The 17,600-nt window shown below is 62.3% G+C and carries 17 protein-coding genes; 5 read left to right on the top strand and 12 right to left on the bottom strand.

Annotated elements, in window-relative coordinates:
• Nucleotides 1–4: 4 nt before the first annotated feature.
• Both alaS and recA read right to left on the bottom strand, forming a co-directional pair.
• Nucleotides 5–2,671 carry an alanine--tRNA ligase gene (alaS, locus tag LB513_RS13700; protein ID WP_224664047.1) on the bottom strand — a complete coding sequence of 889 codons (2,667 nt, stop codon included), beginning with the start codon at nt 2,669–2,671 and terminating at the stop codon, nt 5–7.
• Between the two features lie 266 nt (nt 2,672–2,937).
• Nucleotides 2,938–4,038 carry a recombinase RecA gene (gene recA / locus LB513_RS13695; protein WP_112561417.1) on the bottom strand — a complete coding sequence of 367 codons (1,101 nt, stop codon included), beginning with the start codon at nt 4,036–4,038 and terminating at the stop codon, nt 2,938–2,940.
• A 278-nt stretch (nt 4,039–4,316) separates the two neighbouring features.
• Here recA and LB513_RS13690 point away from each other — a divergent pair, with 278 nt between their 5' ends.
• The gene (locus LB513_RS13690; protein ID WP_224664046.1) at nt 4,317–5,261 is read left to right on the top strand and encodes a carbohydrate kinase family protein; all 945 of its coding nucleotides are present in this window, start codon (nt 4,317–4,319) and stop codon (nt 5,259–5,261) included.
• 72 nt (nt 5,262–5,333) lie between these two features.
• On the top strand, nt 5,334–6,251 hold the full coding sequence (locus LB513_RS13685) for a pseudouridine-5'-phosphate glycosidase (protein ID WP_224664045.1): 918 nt from the start codon (nt 5,334–5,336) through the stop codon (nt 6,249–6,251).
• A gap of 209 nt (nt 6,252–6,460) precedes the next feature.
• On the opposite strand, the gene LB513_RS13680 is transcribed toward LB513_RS13685, so the two are convergent.
• A complete protein-coding gene (locus tag LB513_RS13680) occupies nt 6,461–6,784 on the bottom strand; it encodes a TfoX/Sxy family protein (RefSeq protein WP_224664044.1) in 324 nt (107 codons plus the stop codon).
• A 90-nt stretch (nt 6,785–6,874) separates the two neighbouring features.
• On the opposite strand from LB513_RS13680, the gene LB513_RS13675 reads away from it, so the two are divergent.
• Entirely contained in the window at nt 6,875–7,372 is a 498-nt protein-coding gene (locus tag LB513_RS13675; RefSeq protein WP_224664043.1) for a GFA family protein, read from the top strand.
• A gap of 9 nt (nt 7,373–7,381) precedes the next feature.
• Here the strand turns inward: LB513_RS13675 and sufA are convergent, their stop codons facing one another.
• The 8 genes from sufA to LB513_RS13635 all read right to left on the bottom strand — a co-directional run bounded on the left by sufA (nt 7,382) and on the right by LB513_RS13635 (nt 15,221).
• On the bottom strand, nt 7,382–7,762 hold the full coding sequence (gene sufA, locus LB513_RS13670; RefSeq protein WP_140874124.1) for a Fe-S cluster assembly scaffold SufA: 381 nt from the start codon (nt 7,760–7,762) through the stop codon (nt 7,382–7,384).
• 100 nt (nt 7,763–7,862) lie between these two features.
• The gene (locus LB513_RS13665; RefSeq protein ID WP_224664042.1) at nt 7,863–8,255 is read right to left on the bottom strand and encodes an SUF system Fe-S cluster assembly protein; all 393 of its coding nucleotides are present in this window, start codon (nt 8,253–8,255) and stop codon (nt 7,863–7,865) included.
• Between the two features lie 6 nt (nt 8,256–8,261).
• Entirely contained in the window at nt 8,262–9,503 is a 1,242-nt protein-coding gene (locus tag LB513_RS13660) for a cysteine desulfurase (RefSeq protein WP_224664041.1), read from the bottom strand.
• A gap of 114 nt (nt 9,504–9,617) precedes the next feature.
• The gene (gene sufD / locus LB513_RS13655) at nt 9,618–10,886 is read right to left on the bottom strand and encodes a Fe-S cluster assembly protein SufD (RefSeq protein ID WP_224664040.1); all 1,269 of its coding nucleotides are present in this window, start codon (nt 10,884–10,886) and stop codon (nt 9,618–9,620) included.
• 25 nt (nt 10,887–10,911) lie between these two features.
• Complete coding sequence (gene sufC, locus LB513_RS13650) at nt 10,912–11,667, bottom strand: Fe-S cluster assembly ATPase SufC (RefSeq protein ID WP_224664039.1); 756 nt, start codon at nt 11,665–11,667, stop codon at nt 10,912–10,914.
• An 11-nt stretch (nt 11,668–11,678) separates the two neighbouring features.
• The gene (locus LB513_RS13645; protein WP_224664038.1) at nt 11,679–12,362 is read right to left on the bottom strand and encodes a hypothetical protein; all 684 of its coding nucleotides are present in this window, start codon (nt 12,360–12,362) and stop codon (nt 11,679–11,681) included.
• Nucleotides 12,359–13,876, bottom strand: coding sequence for a Fe-S cluster assembly protein SufB (gene sufB, locus LB513_RS13640; protein WP_224664037.1), 1,518 nt, complete (start codon nt 13,874–13,876; stop codon nt 12,359–12,361). The genes LB513_RS13645 and sufB overlap by 4 nt, the downstream gene beginning before the upstream one ends.
• Nucleotides 13,877–14,057: 181 nt before the next feature.
• The gene (locus LB513_RS13635) at nt 14,058–15,221 is read right to left on the bottom strand and encodes a cysteine desulfurase family protein (RefSeq protein ID WP_224664036.1); all 1,164 of its coding nucleotides are present in this window, start codon (nt 15,219–15,221) and stop codon (nt 14,058–14,060) included.
• A gap of 238 nt (nt 15,222–15,459) precedes the next feature.
• Between LB513_RS13635 and LB513_RS13630 the strand changes: the two genes are divergently transcribed.
• A complete protein-coding gene (locus tag LB513_RS13630; RefSeq protein ID WP_015318172.1) occupies nt 15,460–16,134 on the top strand; it encodes an alpha/beta hydrolase in 675 nt (224 codons plus the stop codon).
• Nucleotides 16,135–16,153: 19 nt separating this feature from the next.
• The gene (locus LB513_RS13625; protein WP_224664035.1) at nt 16,154–16,804 is read left to right on the top strand and encodes an FMN-binding negative transcriptional regulator; all 651 of its coding nucleotides are present in this window, start codon (nt 16,154–16,156) and stop codon (nt 16,802–16,804) included.
• Here the strand turns inward: LB513_RS13625 and LB513_RS13620 are convergent, their stop codons facing one another.
• On the bottom strand, nt 16,805–17,569 hold the full coding sequence (locus LB513_RS13620) for a phosphatase PAP2 family protein (RefSeq protein ID WP_224664034.1): 765 nt from the start codon (nt 17,567–17,569) through the stop codon (nt 16,805–16,807). It abuts the gene before it with no gap.
• Nucleotides 17,570–17,600 lie beyond the last annotated feature (31 nt).

Genomic DNA, 17,600 nt, shown 5'->3' with positions numbered 1-17,600 from the left:
GCTTTCAGGCGGCTTCGAGTGCCGCCTTGACCGCCGCAATCGCATCATTGGCCTTAGATGCATCGGGACCGCCGGCCTGGGCCATATCAGGCCGCCCGCCACCGCCCTGCCCGCCCAACGCGGCGGAGGCGACGCGCACCAAGTCGACGGCGCTGAAGCGCCCAACGAGATCTTCGGTGACGCCGACCACGACGCTTGCCTTGTTGTCCTCGCCGGCGCCGACGAAAACGACGACCCCGGAGCCAAGCGAGGTCTTGCCGGCATCGGCGAGCGGCTTCAGATCCTTCGGCGAGACGCCGGAGACCGCCTTGCCGAGGAAGCCGACGCCGGCGACCGTCTCGTTCTCCGAGGAGGTGCCAGCGGCGGCGGCGCCACCGAGCGCCAGTTTCTTGCGCGCTTCGCTCAGGTCCTTTTCGAGCTTCTTGCGTTCTTCCAGCAGAGCCTCGACCCGCGCCGGCACGTCGGCGGGCGAGATCTTCAGCACGGCCGCCGCCGCCTTCAGCCGCCTGTCCTGCTCATCGAGATATTTGCGTGCGGCTTCGCCGGTCAGCGCCTCGATGCGACGCACGCCGGCGGCGACCGCGCTGTCCGAGACGACGCGCACCAGGCCGATATCGCCGGTCGCCTTGACATGCGTCCCGCCGCAGAGCTCGACGGAATAAGGCCGGTTGGCCTTGGCGCCCTGCAGGCCGGTGCCCATCGACACGACGCGCACCTCGTCGCCATACTTCTCGCCGAACAGCGCCATCGCGCCCTCGGCGATGGCATCGTCGACCGACATCAAGCGCGTATTCACCGGGCTGTTCTGGACGACGATCTCATTGGCCATGCGCTCGACCTCTTCGAGGTCCTCGGAAGAGATCGGCTTGTTGTGCGAGATGTCGAAGCGAAGGCGCTCCGGGGCCACCAGGGAGCCCTTCTGCGCGACATGGGTGCCAAGTACCTCGCGCAACGCCTCATGGATCAGATGTGTCGCCGAATGGTTGGCGCGCAGCCTGGACCGGCGCCCGTGGTCGACCTTCAATTCGACAGCCGTGCCCACCTTTACCGTGCCGCTCGCCACCTTGCCGATGTGGACGAACAGCCCGTCGGCCTTCTTCTGCGTATCCTTAATTTCGATCGAAAACCCTTCGCCGGAGATGATGCCGGTATCACCCATCTGGCCGCCGGACTCGGCATAAAAAGGCGTCTGGTTGACGACGATCACCACGGCATCGCCCTCGCCGGCGCTGTCGACGCTCTTGCCGTCCTTGACCAGCGTCTGGATCAGGCCCTCAGCCTGCTCGGTTTCGTAGCCGAGAAATTCGGTTGCGCCGACCTTCTCGCGCACCGCAAACCAGATTGTCTCGGTGGCTGCGTCGCCAGAGCCCGCCCAATGAGCGCGCGCTTCCGTTCTCTGGCGCTCCATCGCCTCATTGAAGCCGGCAAGATTGACGGAGATGTCGCGCTGGCGCAGCGCGTCCTGCGTCAGATCGAGCGGGAAGCCGTAGGTGTCGTAGAGCTTGAACGCCGTCTCGCCATCCAGCATGTCGCCCGCATGTAGAGTTTCCGTCGCCTCCGAGAGCAGGCCGAGACCGCGCACCAGCGTCTTGCGGAAGCGTGTCTCCTCCAGCTTGAGCGTCTCGGTGATCAGCTGTTCGCCGCGCACCAGCCCCGGATAGGCCTGCCCCATCTCGCGCACCAGCGCCGGCACCAGCTTCCACATCAGCGGCTCCCGGGCCCCGAGCAGCTGCGCGTGGCGCATGGCACGGCGCATGATGCGGCGCAACACGTAGCCACGGCCTTCGTTCGAGGGCAGCACGCCGTCGGCCACCAGGAAGGAAGACGACCGCAGGTGATCGGCAATGACGCGAAAGGATGCGACCGTCTCCTTGTCGGGACCTTGTCCCAGCGCGGACGATGCCGCGTCGACGAGGTGCCGGAACAGATCGGTCTCGAACACGCTCTCCACGCCTTGCAGGATGGAAGCCATGCGCTCAAGGCCCATGCCGGTGTCGATGGACGGCCGCGGCAGGTCGATCCGCTCCTCCTTCGTCACCTGTTCATACTGCATGAAGACCAGGTTCCAGAACTCGAGGAACCGGTCGCCGTCCTCTTCAGGACTGCCGGGAGGGCCACCCCAGATGTGGTCGCCCCGGTCGATGAAGATCTCGGAGCACGGCCCGCAGGGACCGGTGTCGCCCATCGCCCAGAAATTGTCCGAGGTCGCGATGCGAATGATGCGGTCGTCGGAAAAGCCGGCGATCTTCTTCCAGAAGCCGGCCGCCTCGTCATCGGTGTGATAGACGGTGACCAGCAGCTTGTCCTTGTCCAGACCGAATTCCCTAGTGATCAGGTTCCAGGCAAGCTCGATTGCGCGCTCCTTGAAATAGTCGCCGAAGGAGAAATTGCCGAGCATCTCAAAGAAGGTCAGGTGCCGAGCCGTATAGCCTACATTGTCGAGATCATTGTGCTTACCGCCGGCGCGGACGCTCTTCTGGGCAGTCGAGGCCCGAGAATAGGGACGTTTCTCGAGGCCGGTGAAGACGTTCTTGAACTGCACCATGCCGGCATTCGTGAACATCAGCGTCGGGTCGTTGCGCGGCACAAGCGGGCTCGACGCGACGATCTCGTGACCTTCCTTCCGGAAATAGTCGAGGAATGTCGACCGGATCTCGTTCACGCCACTCATGAATGCTGCCTTTTCGAGAAGACCGTGGGACTAGCCAACGGAAAATGGGCTCTGCGTCTGGAAGATAGACTGGCCTTTTAGCGGTCGCACCGCACCCTGTCCAGAAACACGGAATTGGTCCAAATCGCTGCCTTTGCCGACGATCCGCGCCTCAGTGCTTCGAAGTCAAAAAGCAAAACCGCCGGCCCCAGGGGCCGGCGGTTTGGGACGCCAGGTACTCAAACTGTCAGACGCAGACTGACGACGATCGACGCCAGCCTTGCCTTCTACATAGCGCCGGATTCCTCCTCGAAACCGTCGTCCTCGCCGCGCTCAGGACCGCCATTCTCAAGGAACTTCTCGGCGATCAGTCCGGCATTCTGCCGTAGCGCCAGCTCTATCTCGCGCGCCGTGTCGGGATTGTCGCGCAGGAACAGCTTCGCATTCTCGCGGCCCTGGCCGAGACGCTGCGAATTGTAGGAGAACCACGCGCCGGACTTCTCGACAACGCCGGCCTTGACGCCGAGGTCGACCAGTTCGCCGGTCTTCGACACGCCCTCGCCATACATGATGTCGAACTCGACCACCTTGAAGGGCGGAGCCAGCTTGTTCTTGACCACCTTGACCCGGGTCTGGTTGCCGACGACCTCGTCGCGATCCTTGACCGAGCCGATGCGACGGATGTCGAGGCGCACCGAAGCGTAAAATTTCAGCGCGTTGCCGCCGGTCGTCGTCTCGGGCGAACCGAACATGACGCCGATCTTCATGCGGATCTGGTTGATGAAGATGACCATGGTGTTGGAGCGTGAGATCGAAGCGGTCAGCTTGCGCAGCGCCTGGCTCATCAGGCGAGCCTGGAGGCCGGGCAGCGAATCGCCCATCTCGCCTTCGATTTCGGCACGTGGCGTCAGAGCCGCGACCGAATCGACCACCAGCACGTCGATCGCCCCGGAACGCACCAGCGTGTCGCAGATCTCCAGCGCCTGCTCACCGGTGTCGGGCTGCGAGATCAGCAGGTTCTCGAGATCGACGCCAAGCTTGCGGGCATAGACAGGATCCAGCGCATGTTCGGCATCGACGAAGGCGCAGATGCCGCCCTTCTTCTGGGCTTCCGCCACGGTGTGCAAGGCCAACGTCGTCTTGCCCGAGCTTTCCGGCCCGTAGATCTCGACGATGCGGCCACGGGGCAGGCCGCCGACGCCAAGCGCGATGTCGAGGCCCAGCGAGCCGGTCGGAACGGTTTCGATTTCAACGACCTGCTCGTTCGCGCCGAGCCGCATGATCGAGCCCTTGCCGAAAGCCCGCTCGATTTGCGACAGAGCCGCGTCAAGAGCCTTTGATTTGTCCACCGCTTTGTCCTCTACAAGCCGCAAAGAATTCTGAGCCATGATACATTACCCCGTGGTCGTAAATGAAGGCCGGACAATCCGTAATCCCTGCCGTTTTGTACCTTTTTTGTTCTCATTTGGCAAGAGGGTCTAAACTGCTGTAAAATAAGTGGTATTCGTATCTGTTCTATTTTTGTCCCACGCTTTACCAAGCGTTCTTTGTGAGTTGTCCGGGCGAATCGATTGCATCGGTCGGCCCGAATCGCGACCCGCCTGCGAAGCTCGGTGTCACAGTCTAGAGCTTGTGCGGCGGGACTAACAAAGCTCATATCGCCCGCATGGTGAAGTCCCCCAAATTGCTCGCCGTCGGCGGTGCCCATATTGACCGGCGTGGCCAGGTGTCCGGCGCCTACGTGGCTGCTGCCTCGAACCCCGGCACCATGCGCGAGGATGTCGGCGGCGGGGTGTTCAACGCTCTGCGCAGCGCGGTCCGTCGCGGCGTGGCGGGGTCGCTGCTCTCGGTGCGCGGCGGCGACGCGGCTGCCGAAACTGTGTCGCGGGCAATTGCTGACGCCGGCATCGCCGACCTGTCGGCGGTTTTCCTCGACCGGACCACGCCCAGCTACACGGCGTTGATCGACCGTGACGGCGAACTGATCGTCGGCTTTGCCGACATGGCGCTCTACGACCTGGCGTTCCCCAAGCAGATACGCCGCTCCAAGGTCAGGGAGGCAGTCGCCGGCGTCGATGCCATCTTGTGCGACGCCAATCTGCCGTCGGCGGCGTTGGAACGGCTGGCCTTGCTTGCAGCCGGCAAGCCCGTCTTCGCCATTGCGATTTCGCCGGCCAAGATCGTGCGCCTCAAGCCGGTTCTCCGCAGCCTGGCCGTCGCCTTCATGAATCGACGCGAGGGTCTGGTCCTGGCGGGCCTGGATGATGCCGCTTCGGAGCGCGATATTCTCGCCGGCTTGAAACGCGCGGGCCTCGGCAGCGCCGTGGTTACGGCCGGCGGCGGCGGCGTGCTGGGATTCGACCCGAACGGCATTTTTTCCATCATGCCGCCAGTTCCAAGGAAGGTGGTCGATGTCACCGGGGCCGGCGATGCGTTGGCTGGAACCACGGTGGCGGCGTTGCTGCGCGGGATCTCGCTGCGCGGAGCGCTCCGCGAAGGCATAGCGGCGGCGACAATGGCCATTGAAAGCGCCACAGCCGTGCCCGATTTCACCCCGGCGAGCTTCGCCGACGCGCTGGCTCTTGTGTCGGACGCTCGGGAAATGGCATGAGACCGGCACATTCATGGAACCCGAGCACGGCCGCATCCGCATGAAGTGCGGCGCTCGAGGCTGGAGAGCAGGATGACCCCGGAAACCGCACAGCCCTTCATCGATATCCACGCGCCGGTGGCACAGGCCCTGGCGGCGGGGCGGCCGGTTGTCGCGCTGGAAAGCACGATCATCACTCACGGCATGCCCTACCCCGACAATGGCGCCATGGCCGCCGATGTCGAGAAGATCATCACCGATGGCGGCGCGGTGCCGGCGACGATCGCCATTATTGGCGGCCGCATCAAGATCGGTCTGTCCGACGGCGAGCGGGAATCGCTTGCCATGACCGGCGATGCCATGAAGCTGTCTCGCGCCGACCTCGGCTTCGCCGTGGCGCAGGGGCGCACCGGCGGCACCACGGTCGCAGCCACGATGATCGCGGCACATATGGTCGGAATCAGAGTTTTCGCCACCGGCGGCATCGGCGGCGTGCACAAGGGCGCTGAAAAAAGCTTCGACATCTCTGCCGATCTCGACGAACTGGCGCGCACGCCGGTCATCGTCGTATCGGCCGGTGCCAAGGCCATCCTCGACATCGAAAAGACGCTGGAGGTTCTGGAGACTCGCGGCGTGCCCGTGATCGGCCATGGCTCCGAGACAATGCCGGCCTTCTGGTCCCGGCATTCCCCATTCCGCGCGCCACTGACCCTGAACAGTGCGGAAGAGATCGCGCATTTCTACCGGACGCGGGCTGCGCTGGGTCTAAGTGGCGGTATGCTGATCGCCAATCCCGTGCCGGAGGGCCACGAAATCCCGGCCGAAGAAATGGCTGGCTATATCGAAGCCGCGCAGAGAGCAGCCGAGGCGCTCAACGTGACCGGCAAGGCGGTGACGCCATTCCTGCTGTCGAAGATCCTCGAACTGACCGGTGGCAGGAGCCTTAAAACCAACATCGCCCTGGTCGAAAACAATGCGCGGCTGGCCGCGAAGATCGCCAAGGCGCTGTAAGACAGCCAACCTCGGCGGGACAGCACCCCCCTCTGTCCTACCGGACATCTCCCCCGCAAGGGGGGAGATCAGATGTCACATCGGCTTTCGCCAATCACCAACGTTGAATGTGAGTGCCGGCGGCCAAGCTGCCATCTCCCTCCTTGCGGGGGAGATGGCCGGCAGGTCAGAGGGGGTGCTGTCCACCGACATTCCGAATATGCGTCGCGTCACTTCCCCGCCCGCCGCCCTGCCCCATAAGCACGCCGCGCCCACACCGTCATCTCTTCGGGATCATCGAATGCATCGTCCGGGATGCTCCAATAGGGCATGGCCACCAGCTTGCCGTGACGCGTGCCGGTATAGGTCCACTGGCGGCAGCCGGCGGCCTCGAAGTCCGGCGCGCTGTGCTCGTCGGCCTTGAGCAGCAATTCGCCGCGCAGCACGATGGCGACGATGACGCCGTCAAAATAGATGCCCTTGCCGCCGAACAGTTTTCGGATGCTGACGGGGCCTAGACCCTCGAACAGTTCGGTGATGCGTTCATTGTCCATGTCGCGATGATGTCATCGCCGCACTGGTTTGTCATCGCCGCAACCAAAGACATGCTGACGGGTTGATGAAAACCGCCGGAGTTATTCGCCATGCCGATTCTGCTCAAGGGTTCCTGCCGCTGCAATGCCGTCCGCTTCGAGGTCGAGAGCCACACGCCCTCGCCCTTCATGCTGTGCTATTGCTCCATTTGCCGCAAGCAGCAGGGCGGCGGCGGCTTCGCCATCAATCTTGGGGCCAACAATGAGACGCTCAACATCAGGGGCAAGGGAAGCCTCGGCGTCTATCGGGCCAAGATCGAGGACGAGCAGCATCCTCAATGCGAGATCTCGACTGGCGAAAGAAATTTCTGCCGCAAATGCGGATCGGCGCTCTGGCTCTACGATCCAACCTGGCCGGAACTGGTGCATCCCTTCGCCTCGGTGATCGACAGCGACCTGCCTGCGCCCCCGAGCAAGGTTCATCTCATGCTGAAATACAAGGCGAACTGGGTCGAGCCCAATATCGGCAAGGGGGACCAGGCTTTCGACGTCTATCCAGAGGAATCGATCGCCGACTGGCACAAGCGGACCGGAATGTGGGTGGACTGAGGCTGGACCTCAGGCCGAAGCGCGCGCCTCTGCCAATGCCTTTAGATCGGCCGGCTTCAATTCGACCGACTCGCCGCAGCCGCAGGCCGAACTCTGGTTGGGATTGTGGAAGGTGAAGCCGGTGCGCAGCGTCGTCTGCTCGAAATCCATCTCGGTGCCGAACAGGAAAAGCGCTGCTTCCGGCGCGACATAGACATGCGCGCCATCGCGCTCGATATGATCGTCCTTGGTGTTGGGTTCGGTCACCAGATCGACCGTATATTCCATACCCGCGCAGCCACCCTTCTTGATGCCAAGGCGGATGCCGTGCGCGTTTTCCCGCGTCGCCACAATCTCGCGCACCCGATCGGCGGCCTTATCGGTCATCGTGATGACGGCAAAGCGTCCCATTCGTTTTCCTTCCATTCCATGCAGGTTCAAGGCCTGCCGAATGATTCCTCACCTAAAATGGTGAAGTTTTATGCTTGGTGCAAGTGTAGGAGCATGGGCGCTAATACCAGCCCACCGCCACCTGCGCCTCTTCCGACATGCGGTCGGCCGACCAGGGCGGGTCGAAGGTCATATTGACCTCGACGCCGGACACGCCTTCGACGGCGCCTACGGCATTCTCGACCCAGCCCGGCATTTCGCCGGCCACGGGGCAGCCCGGCGCGGTCAGCGTCATGTCGATCTTGACCGAGCGGTCATCCTCGATGTCGATCTTGTAGATCAGACCGAGCTCGTAGATGTCGGCGGGGATTTCCGGATCGTAGACCGTCTTCAACGCCGAGACGATGTCATCGGTAAGTCGGGCCAGTTCGTCGGCTGGTATGGCCGACCCTGAAACCAGCGCGTTGGGCTGTGTTTCCGAAGCGGTCTGCGCGGCGCTGCTCACATCATCCATGGTCGGTCACCCAAAAAATTTGCGCGCCTTTTCGAGCGCTTCGGCCAAGGCATCGACTTCGGCCCTGGTATTGTACATACCGAACGAAGCCCTGCATGTGGAGGTTACGCCAAAGCGTTTCAACAGCGGTTGGGCGCAATGGGTTCCCGCGCGCACTGCAACACCTTGCCTGTCTATCACCATCGATACGTCATGCGCATGAATGCCCTGCAGTTCGAAGGAGACGATGGCGCCCTTGCCGGGCGCATCGCCGAAGATGCGCAGCGAATTGATGGCGCGCAGCCGTTCGTGCGCGTAAGTCTTGAGGTCTTCCTCATGCGCGGCAATGCGCTCGCGGCCGATGCTTTCCATGTAATCGAGCGCCGCGCCGAGCCCTATGGCCTGCACGATCGGCGGCGTGCCGGCTTCGAAACGGTGCGGCGGATCATTGTAGGTGACGATGTCTTCCGTCACCTCCTCGATCATCTCGCCACCGCCCATGAAGGGCCGCATGCCAGCCAAAATGTCCTTCTTGCCGTAGAGCACGCCAATGCCCGAAGGGCCGTAGACCTTGTGGCCGGTGAAGACGAAGAAATCGCAGTCGAGATCCTGCACGTCGATCGGCATATGCACGGCGCTCTGGCTGCCGTCGACCAGCACTGGAATGCCGCGCGCATGCGCGATGCGAACGATCTCCTTGATCGGCGTCACCGTCCCCAGCGCGTTCGACATATGGGTGATGGCGACGAGCTTGGTGCGGTCGGTCAGCCGCTTCTCGAATTCCTCGATGTGGAACACCCCGAAATCATCGACCGGCACCCAGACCAGCTTGGCGCCCTGCCGCTCGCGGATGAAATGCCAGGGCACGATGTTGGAATGGTGCTCCATGATCGACAGGACAATCTCATCGCCCTCGCCGATATTGGGCATGCCGTAGCCATAGGCGACGGTGTTGATCGCCGAGGTCGTGTTCGACGTGAAGACGATGTTGTCGGTGCTCGGCGCGTTGAGGAAACGCTGCACTGACTTCCGCGCATTCTCATAGGCGTCCGTCGCCGCATTGGACAGGAAGTGCAAGCCGCGATGAACGTTTGCATATTCCTGGCTGTAAGCGTGCTGGATTGCATCAAGCACCAGCTGCGGCTTCTGCGCCGAGGCGCCATTGTCGAGATAGACCAGCTTCTTGCCATAGACTTCCCGCGACAGGATCGGGAAGTCGCGGCGGATCGCCTCGACGTCGTAGGGGGTGGTTTCGAGTTTCTGGTCCATTTCCTGTCTTTCAATGCCCGGTTTTTAGCGTCCGCCGGCCCTTCGCTATGGCTCCGGGCGCTCGTCGCTCAAAAAGCCAAATCGTTGGCATTTTGCCGGCTACGCCGACGCTCCTCACCCATGCGCCACGAACCATTCATCGAGCTTCGCTTCCAGCGCCTCGACGATCGCCTCATTGTCCAGTTCCTCGATGACCTCGGCGACGAACGCCTTGACCAGCAGGCCACGGGCGCTTTTCTCGTCGACGCCGCGTGCCATCAGGTAGAAGAGGTGGTTGTGGTCGATCTCTGTGACGGTCGCGCCGTGCCCGCAAACGACGTCGTCGGCGAAGATCTCGAGCTCGGGCTTGGTCGAGAACTCGCCATCATCCGACAGGAGCAGCGTGTTGCACGCCATCTTGGCGTTGGTCTTCTGCGCGTATTGGTGGACGTTGATGCGGCCCTGGAAGACGCCGCGCGCTTTGCCCGTCACCACGTTGCGGACGATCTCCGTCGAGGTCGTGTGCGGGACGGCGTGGTCGAGCACCATGGTTACGTCCGTGTGGGTGTCGCCTGCCAGAAGATTGATGCCGCGCAGCTTGAAATCGGCGCCTTCGCCTATCGTCTTGACGATGACCTCCTGGCGCACGAGCTTGCCGCCGGCGTTCATGACGAACAGCGTCAGTTTGGCGTTCTTGCCGATATGGGCCTTGAACTGGGCGAGATGTGTCGCCGTTTCCGGCTGCTCCTGGACGATCAGCCACGTCACGTCGGCGCCTTCGCCGACCACGAGCTGGCTGACCGAGCTGACCAGGGCCGCCCCGCCACCCGTCTGGCGCTCGACAATGGTCGCCCTGGCGCCGGCGCCGACACGCACCGGCAGGCGCACATGGGTCTGGCCGCCGGCCTGCAGGTTCTGCAGTTCGATCGGCCTCTCCAGCTGGGTCCCGTCGGCGATATCCACAAAATACCCGTCGGCGACAAAGGCAGTGTTCAGGGCGCCGATGGCATCATCGCTGCCATAGGGGTCGAGGCCGGGTGCGATGCTGCCGTCGATCAGCTTGTCCGTCAGGCGCTGGACCGTGATGCCTTCAACAGTCGGCACCTTCATGCTCGAGACGCCGTTCTGCACGGCAAACACGGCGGCCCCCTCGACGATGGGCGCGATGGCATTCGCGGCCGCGGCCGGATCGAAGTCCGGGATCGCGTTCAACAGCCGGCGCAAATCGGTGTAGTGCCAGGATTCGACGCGCCGCGTCGGCAGGCCGTGCTTGATCGACTCTATGGCATCGTCGCGCTTCAGCATCACCGCGCCGTCGCCCGGCAGCAGCGACAGCCGGTCACCGAATGCATCGATCAACGCCGTCTCGGCCGTTGTCCGCAGGGGTTGTGTATGGATGTTCATCAGTCTGACCTTGCCTTCTGGCATCTCACGCGGCTTGCCCGATAACGCCGGCATAGCCGTTGGACTCGAGCTCGAGCGCCAGCGACTTGTCGCCGGATTTGATGACTTGGCCCTTGTAGAGCACGTGCACGCTATCGGGCACGATGTGTTCGAGCAGGCGCTGGTAATGGGTGATGACCAGGAACGCGCGATCGGGCGCGCGCAACGCGTTAACTCCGTCGGAGACGATCTTCAGCGCGTCGATGTCGAGGCCGGAATCGGTCTCGTCGAGCACGCAGAGCTTCGGCTCCAGGAGCTTCATTTGCAGGATTTCCGCGCGCTTCTTCTCGCCGCCGGAAAAGCCGACATTGAGGGGCCGCTTCAGCATGTTCATATCCATGCTGAGCGAGGCGGCGGCCTCTTTCACCCGCTTCAGGAATTCCGGGATCTTCAGCGGCTCCTCGCCGCGCGCCTTGCGCTGCTCGTTCATCGCCACTTTCAGGAATTCCATGGTCGCCACGCCTGGTATCTCCATCGGATACTGGAAGGCCAGGAAAATGCCCGACGTGGCGCGCTCGGCCGGATCCATCTCAAGGATAGACTGGCCATTGTAGAGGATGTCGCCCTCGGTGACCTCATAGTCCTCGCGGCCGGCGAGGATGTAGGACAGGGTCGACTTGCCCGAGCCGTTCGGGCCCATGATCGCGGCGACCTCGCCGGCTTTCACCGTGAGATTCAGGCCGCGGATGATTTCGGTGCCGTCATCGACGATGCGGGCGTGGAGGTTTCTGATTTCAAGCATTTTTCTTTTCTCTAGTTAAGGCGCCAGGGGGTGAGGGCGAACTTCCCCTGATTGTCCAAGTGGATCCATTCACCGGACCCCACGGCCAAATCGATCACTTCGCCCACATAGCTTAGACGAACCTTTACGTCCGCCGATTTGCTCGCCTCTACGGGATCGACTTGGGTAGGAAGCCTACGGCCATTTAGAAAGATTGAATCGCCGACAAAGTAGAAGAACGTCATCCTGAATTTGCCGGTGTAATCACCGCCAAACCGCTCCGAGGCTTGTCCGTGATCATAGTCGAAACCTAGCGACTTCAATTTATGGTACCAGGTAAGGCATGTTCCCTTCGCAGGAAGATAGTTGCTGACCAGGTGCAACCTATCCACGTCAAATCCATCTTCCCGCCACGTGCCAGATTTGGCAGCCACGCCAGGCAAACTACCCAATGTGTCGCTCACGTAGTCGGGCCATTCCCACCATTCCCCCCACCATGAGGTGCTGTGAAAATAGCTTAGCTCGGACGCGTCCATGCCTGACCGGAAAGCGCAGAATTGACGCCAGATCTCTATAAAAATCCGCTCCCGGCCTCCGAAATCCGAGGCAGGTCTTCCGGCCAGAGACGAAAACCACGACGCCATCGGAGATTCAGCGTCCTGCTGAGCCTCTTCCAAGCTTTGCGGCGCCGTCGATCTGCGGCCGAAGATGCTCATCCGACGCTGCCTTCCAGCGAGATGCCGATCAGCTTCTGCGCCTCGACGGCAAATTCCATCGGCAGCTGCTGGATGACGTCCTTGACGAAGCCGTTGACGATCAGCGCGATCGCCTCTTCCTCGGGGATGCCGCGCTGCATGACGTAGAATTTCTGGTCCTCGGAAATCTTCGACGTCGTCGCCTCGTGCTCGAACTGCGCCGTCGAGTTCTTGGCTTCCATGTAGGGCACCGTATGCGCGCCGCACTGGTCGCCGATCAAAAGCGAGTCACAGTTGGTGAAGTTGCGGGCGTTGGTCGCCTTGCGATGCGCCGACACCTGGCCGCGATAGGTGTTCTGCGAGAAGCCCGCGGCGATGCCCTTGGAGATGATGCGGCTCGACGTGTTCTTGCCGAGATGGATCATCTTGGTGCCGGAGTCGACTTGCTGGTAGCCGTTCGAGACGGCGATCGAATAGAACTCGCCCTGGGACTCGTCGCCGCGCAGGATGCAGCTCGGGTACTTCCAGGTGATCGCCGACCCGGTCTCGACCTGCGTCCAGGAGATCTTCGAGCGGTGGCCGCGGCAGTCGCCGCGCTTGGTGACGAAATTGTAGATGCCGCCCTTGCCCTCGGCGTCGCCTGGGTACCAGTTCTGCACCGTCGAATATTTGATCTCGGCGTCGTCGAGCGCCACCAGTTCGACGACCGCGGCATGAAGCTGGTTCTCGTCGCGCTGGGGCGCCGTGCAGCCTTCGAGATAGGAGACGTAAGCCCCCTCCTCGGCGATGATCAGCGTGCGCTCGAACTGGCCGGTGTTCTTCTCGTTCATGCGGAAATAGGTCGACAGCTCCATCGGGCAGCGTACGCCCTTGGGCACGAAGACAAAGGAGCCGTCTGTGAACACAGCCGAATTGAGCGTGGCGTAGTAGTTGTCCGACGTCGGCACGACCGAACCGAGATATTTCTTTACCAGTTCGGGATGCTCGCGGATGGCCTCCGAGATCGAGCAGAAGATGACGCCGGCCTGTGCCAGCTCCTTCTTGAAGGTGGTGACGACCGAGACGGAATCGAACACGGCGTCGACAGCGACGCGGCCCGATTTATAGACATTGTCGCTTGCTTCCTCGAGTTCCGAGGCGTCGGTCTTCTGCACGCCGGCAAGGATTTCCTGTTCACGCAGCGGAATGCCGAGCTTCTCGTAAACCTTCAGGAGTTCCGGATCGACCTCACCGAGCGAGGTCGGGCCCGGCGTGCTCTTGGGCGCCGCGTAGAAGTAGATGTCCTGGAAATCGATCTTCGGATAATGGACGCGCGCCCAGGTCGGCTCGTCAAGCGTCAGCCAGCGCCGATAGGCTTCCAGACGCCATTCCAACATCCAGGACGGCTCATCCTTCTTGGCCGAAATGAAACGGATGATGTCTTCGCTCAGGCCCTTGGGGGCCTTGTCCATCGCGATTTCGGTCTGGAATCCATATTTATACTGGTCGACGTCGATCTTTCGGACCTGATCGATCGTGTCCTGCACAGCAGGCATCAGCGTTCTCCATCCACGCCGGGTTCAAGGCCCGACAGTTTTCAAACTATGGCACCGCCGATGAACGCTCTGGGCATTCGCGGCAGCGTAAGTTCCATATAGTGCGCTTCAGCCGGAAATTCACCCGGCCAACATGAAACGCACGGCTCTACCAGGCCTAAAGGCCCAAATTGTTCGACCGCTAGGCGGCCTTTTCCCGCTCGGCTCTGCGGGAGGCTATCCCAGCCAACGCGGTGCGAAACAAATCGATGTCCCCGCCGCCAGTTGCCGCGCCGATCGATACACGCAACGCGCCCAGGCGGTCGCCATAACCCATGGCCTTCAGCACGTGGCTCGGCCCCACCTTGCCCGACGAACAGGCGGAGCCGGCCGATAGCGCCACCCCGGCCAGATCGAAAGCGATCTGCGCAGTTTCCGCCTTGATGCCGGGAATAGCGAAGAATGTCGTGTTGGCAAGCCTTGGCGCGCCGGCTGCAAAAATTTCGGCGTCGGATGCCAGCGCTTTCACGATCGCCTCGATCTCGTCGCGGCGATGGCGGATCGCGCCAATCGTGTCCAATCCAGCCAATGCTTCGCGCGCCGCGGCGCCGAAGCCCGCAATGGCAGCGAGGTTTTCCGTGCCGCCGCGATGGCCCTTTTCCTGGCCGCCGCCATTGACCAGCGGTTTCGGCATCATCAGATCCGAGGCCGCCACGATGGCGCCCACGCCCTTGGGGCCGCCGATCTTGTGTGAAGAAAGAATCAGGTAGTCGGCATAACCTGCTGACATATCAATCGAAATTCGGCCTACTGCCTGGACCGCGTCGACGACGAGAATGCCGCCCGCCGCCTTGACGATCGAGGCAATCCTGTCGATCGGCTGAAGGACACCGGTCTCATTGTTGGCGGCATGGATCGCCACCAGCGCCAAGCCTTCGGCCTTGTCATGCTTTCCGAGCGCCGCCGCCAGGGCGTCGAGGTCGGCTGTACCATTGGCATTGACGCCGATCCGCGTCACCTGCGGCGGCTGAAAATGGCCCCCATTCAGGAGGCAGGGATGATCGGCCTCGGACACGTAAAGCCGGCCCATGCGCACATCGCCGCGGCCCATCCGCCAATCGGGGGAGAGCAGCGTCGAGGCAGCCTCCGTTGCGCCGGAGGTGAACACGACATGCTCGGCCTTGGCGTTGACGAGTGCGGCCACATCGCGCCTTGCGGTTTCGATCAGGCGTCTTGCGGCGCGCCCTTCTGCATGAACCGACGATGGATTGGCGGCCACGTCCAGCGCGCCGACCATCGCCTCGCGCGCCGCTGCAAGCAGCGGAGCACTGGCATTGTAGTCGAGATAGGCGCGCATTCCGGCCATTTCCGTCCGTTCGGTCCTGTCAGCAGCCATTCCGCTGAGGTATGGCGTTATTTCCTTGAAATTCCAAGGCGAGCCGTCCTATTTACCCGGCTTGCGGCGCGGGTTGACAGGCTCATTGTCTGGCCACTCAGTTTTGAACAATTCTAAACTAGCTTCTAAGAAGACGCTCGCCCTGCGTCAAGGCCAGAGGAAGACTCGTTCCGGGCGCCGCGCATTCGTATATCAAGTGGAGTATTTCATGCCTGAGGTCATTTTCACCGGTCCGGCCGGTCGCCTTGAGGGACGTTACCAGCCCTCCCGGGAAAAGAGCGCGCCGATTGCCATCGTTCTGCACCCGCATCCGCAATTTGGCGGCACGATGAACAACAAGATCGTCTACGACCTCTTTTACATGTTCCAGAAGCGGGATTTCACCACGCTGCGCTTCAACTTCCGCGGCATCGGCCGCAGCCAGGGCGAGTTCGACCACGGTACGGGCGAGTTGTCCGACGCGGCGGCGGCGCTCGACTGGGTGCAGTCCCTGCATCCGGATTCCAAGAGCTGCTGGGTTGCCGGCTATTCGTTCGGATCGTGGATCGGCATGCAGCTGCTGATGCGCCGGCCGGAGATTGAAGGCTTCATCTCGATCGCGCCGCAGCCCAACACCTATGATTTCTCGTTCCTGGCGCCCTGCCCGTCCTCGGGCCTGATCATCCACGGCGATGCCGACAAGGTGGCGCCGCCGAAGGACGTGCAGGGCCTGGTCGACAAGCTGCACACGCAAAAGGGCATCACCATCACACAGAAGACCCTGCCCGGAGCCAACCATTTCTTCGCCAATGACGCTGACCTTCTGATCGAGGAATGCTCCGACTACCTCGACCGCCGCCTTGCCGGCGAATTGTCCGATCCGCGTCCGAAGCGTCTGAGATAGCGGCAAGGGCGAGGGCGCGATGTACGAGCCTCCCCATTTCAGGGAAACGCGCACGGAAGTCCTGCATGGCCTGATCCGTGCGCATCCACTCGGGTTGCTGATCTGCAATGGAGCGGAGGGTCCGGTCGCCAACCCGATCCCGTTCCTCCTGGACGCCGACGTGCCCCCGAACGGCAGGCTGCGCGCTCATCTGGCAAAGGCCAACCAGCAATGGCAGGTTTTGGCGGCCAATCCGGCATCGCCGGTGCTGATCGTCTTCCAGGGCAGTGACGCCTATGTGACGCCGTCCTGGTATGAGACCAAGCGCGAAACCGGCAAGGTAGTGCCGACCTGGAACTATGCAATCGTGCAGGTGCGCGGCACCGTCAAAGTGATGGACGATCCTGAATGGTTGGCGCGGCAGATCGCCGATCTGACGGCGTCACAAGAAGGCGTTCGTGCCGCCCCATGGGCGGTGACCGACGCGCCGACGCCTTTTGTTCAATCGCAGATCAAGGGCATCGTTGGGCTGGAAATCGAGATCAGCGCAATTCACGGCAAATGGAAGGTTAGCCAGAACCGGCCGGTTGCCGATCGAGCGGGCGTCGCACGAGGGCTCGAAAGCGAGACGGCTGCATCCTCCGACATGGCCAGCCTGGTCAGGTCCTATGGCGGCCTCGACGGCAATTAGCTAGCGGCGACCATTTCTTGGAAAAACGAGCCGGAAGGACGCTTTGCGAACGGGCAGGCCAGGTCGTGCCGGGCGAAAAATAAAGCCAAGCCGCGCAAAGACCACTCCGCAGGCCAGCGCGAAAGCGCAGCCGAGGCCGAAGCCGGCAACGGTGTCGCTCGGATAGTGCGCACCCACAAAGATGCGGGTCGACGCGACGCACGCGGTGACTGCCAAGGCAACGTACCAGCGCCGCGGAAAGAGAAGCAGGAGCACGCCGAACACAGCGCCCATCGTCGTGGCATGCCCGGACGGAAAGCCGGCGAAGCGCGCATCGAAGGCAAAGGGATGGAAGGCCAGGACGCCAAAGTCGTTGAAGTAGAGCGGCCGGGCCCGGCCGATCGCATATTTCAGGAGGTTGACCAGCACGCCCGACAGGCCGACTGAGCACAGCATCAGGAAAGCCAGGCAGGTCCAATTGTAGACAAGTATCAGCGATCGCCGGGAAAGGCTTCTCCAGTCGATCAGATTGGCCGCGACGAGCAAAAGCGCTGACGGGATCAGGTACCAGCCGCCGAGACCGAACTGGGTCAGGAATTCCGCAAGGCCAGCTCCCGACCACTGGCCGTGAACCATGCCCACCGGCCTGTCGAGACTCACGAAGGCGGCCGATATCAGCAAGATCCAGGCCAGCCCCCATATTGGCCACGCTATATTCTGATAGATGGCCGGGCGAGCGGCAAAGCGCCCCCGGATGATCCGCATCGTATCGTGAAGATTGTCCACGGATCGGCGTCCTGTACCAAGGAGCCGGTCT

The organism is Mesorhizobium sp. ES1-1 (genome assembly GCF_020164785.1).
GTDB lineage: Bacteria > Pseudomonadota > Alphaproteobacteria > Rhizobiales > Rhizobiaceae > Mesorhizobium.
Note: the sequence above shows the minus strand (reverse complement) of the source record. Positions and strands in the feature narration are given on the sequence as shown.

What these genes read in the sequence shown, in the direction of transcription:
- alaS (WP_224664047.1), bottom strand. Translation starts at nt 2,671, where the DNA reads ATGAGTGGCGTGAACGAGATCCGGTCGACATTCCTCGACTATTTCCGG.
- recA (WP_112561417.1), bottom strand. Translation starts at nt 4,038, where the DNA reads ATGGCTCAGAATTCTTTGCGGCTTGTAGAGGACAAAGCGGTGGACAAA.
- LB513_RS13690 (WP_224664046.1), top strand. Translation starts at nt 4,317, where the DNA reads ATGGTGAAGTCCCCCAAATTGCTCGCCGTCGGCGGTGCCCATATTGAC.
- LB513_RS13685 (WP_224664045.1), top strand. Translation starts at nt 5,334, where the DNA reads ATGACCCCGGAAACCGCACAGCCCTTCATCGATATCCACGCGCCGGTG.
- LB513_RS13680 (WP_224664044.1), bottom strand. Translation starts at nt 6,784, where the DNA reads ATGGACAATGAACGCATCACCGAACTGTTCGAGGGTCTAGGCCCCGTC.
- LB513_RS13675 (WP_224664043.1), top strand. Translation starts at nt 6,875, where the DNA reads ATGCCGATTCTGCTCAAGGGTTCCTGCCGCTGCAATGCCGTCCGCTTC.
- sufA (WP_140874124.1), bottom strand. Translation starts at nt 7,762, where the DNA reads ATGGGACGCTTTGCCGTCATCACGATGACCGATAAGGCCGCCGATCGG.
- LB513_RS13665 (WP_224664042.1), bottom strand. Translation starts at nt 8,255, where the DNA reads ATGGATGATGTGAGCAGCGCCGCGCAGACCGCTTCGGAAACACAGCCC.
- LB513_RS13660 (WP_224664041.1), bottom strand. Translation starts at nt 9,503, where the DNA reads ATGGACCAGAAACTCGAAACCACCCCCTACGACGTCGAGGCGATCCGC.
- sufD (WP_224664040.1), bottom strand. Translation starts at nt 10,886, where the DNA reads ATGAACATCCATACACAACCCCTGCGGACAACGGCCGAGACGGCGTTG.
- sufC (WP_224664039.1), bottom strand. Translation starts at nt 11,667, where the DNA reads ATGCTTGAAATCAGAAACCTCCACGCCCGCATCGTCGATGACGGCACC.
- LB513_RS13645 (WP_224664038.1), bottom strand. Translation starts at nt 12,362, where the DNA reads ATGAGCATCTTCGGCCGCAGATCGACGGCGCCGCAAAGCTTGGAAGAG.
- sufB (WP_224664037.1), bottom strand. Translation starts at nt 13,876, where the DNA reads ATGCCTGCTGTGCAGGACACGATCGATCAGGTCCGAAAGATCGACGTC.
- LB513_RS13635 (WP_224664036.1), bottom strand. Translation starts at nt 15,221, where the DNA reads ATGGCCGGAATGCGCGCCTATCTCGACTACAATGCCAGTGCTCCGCTG.
- LB513_RS13630 (WP_015318172.1), top strand. Translation starts at nt 15,460, where the DNA reads ATGCCTGAGGTCATTTTCACCGGTCCGGCCGGTCGCCTTGAGGGACGT.
- LB513_RS13625 (WP_224664035.1), top strand. Translation starts at nt 16,154, where the DNA reads ATGTACGAGCCTCCCCATTTCAGGGAAACGCGCACGGAAGTCCTGCAT.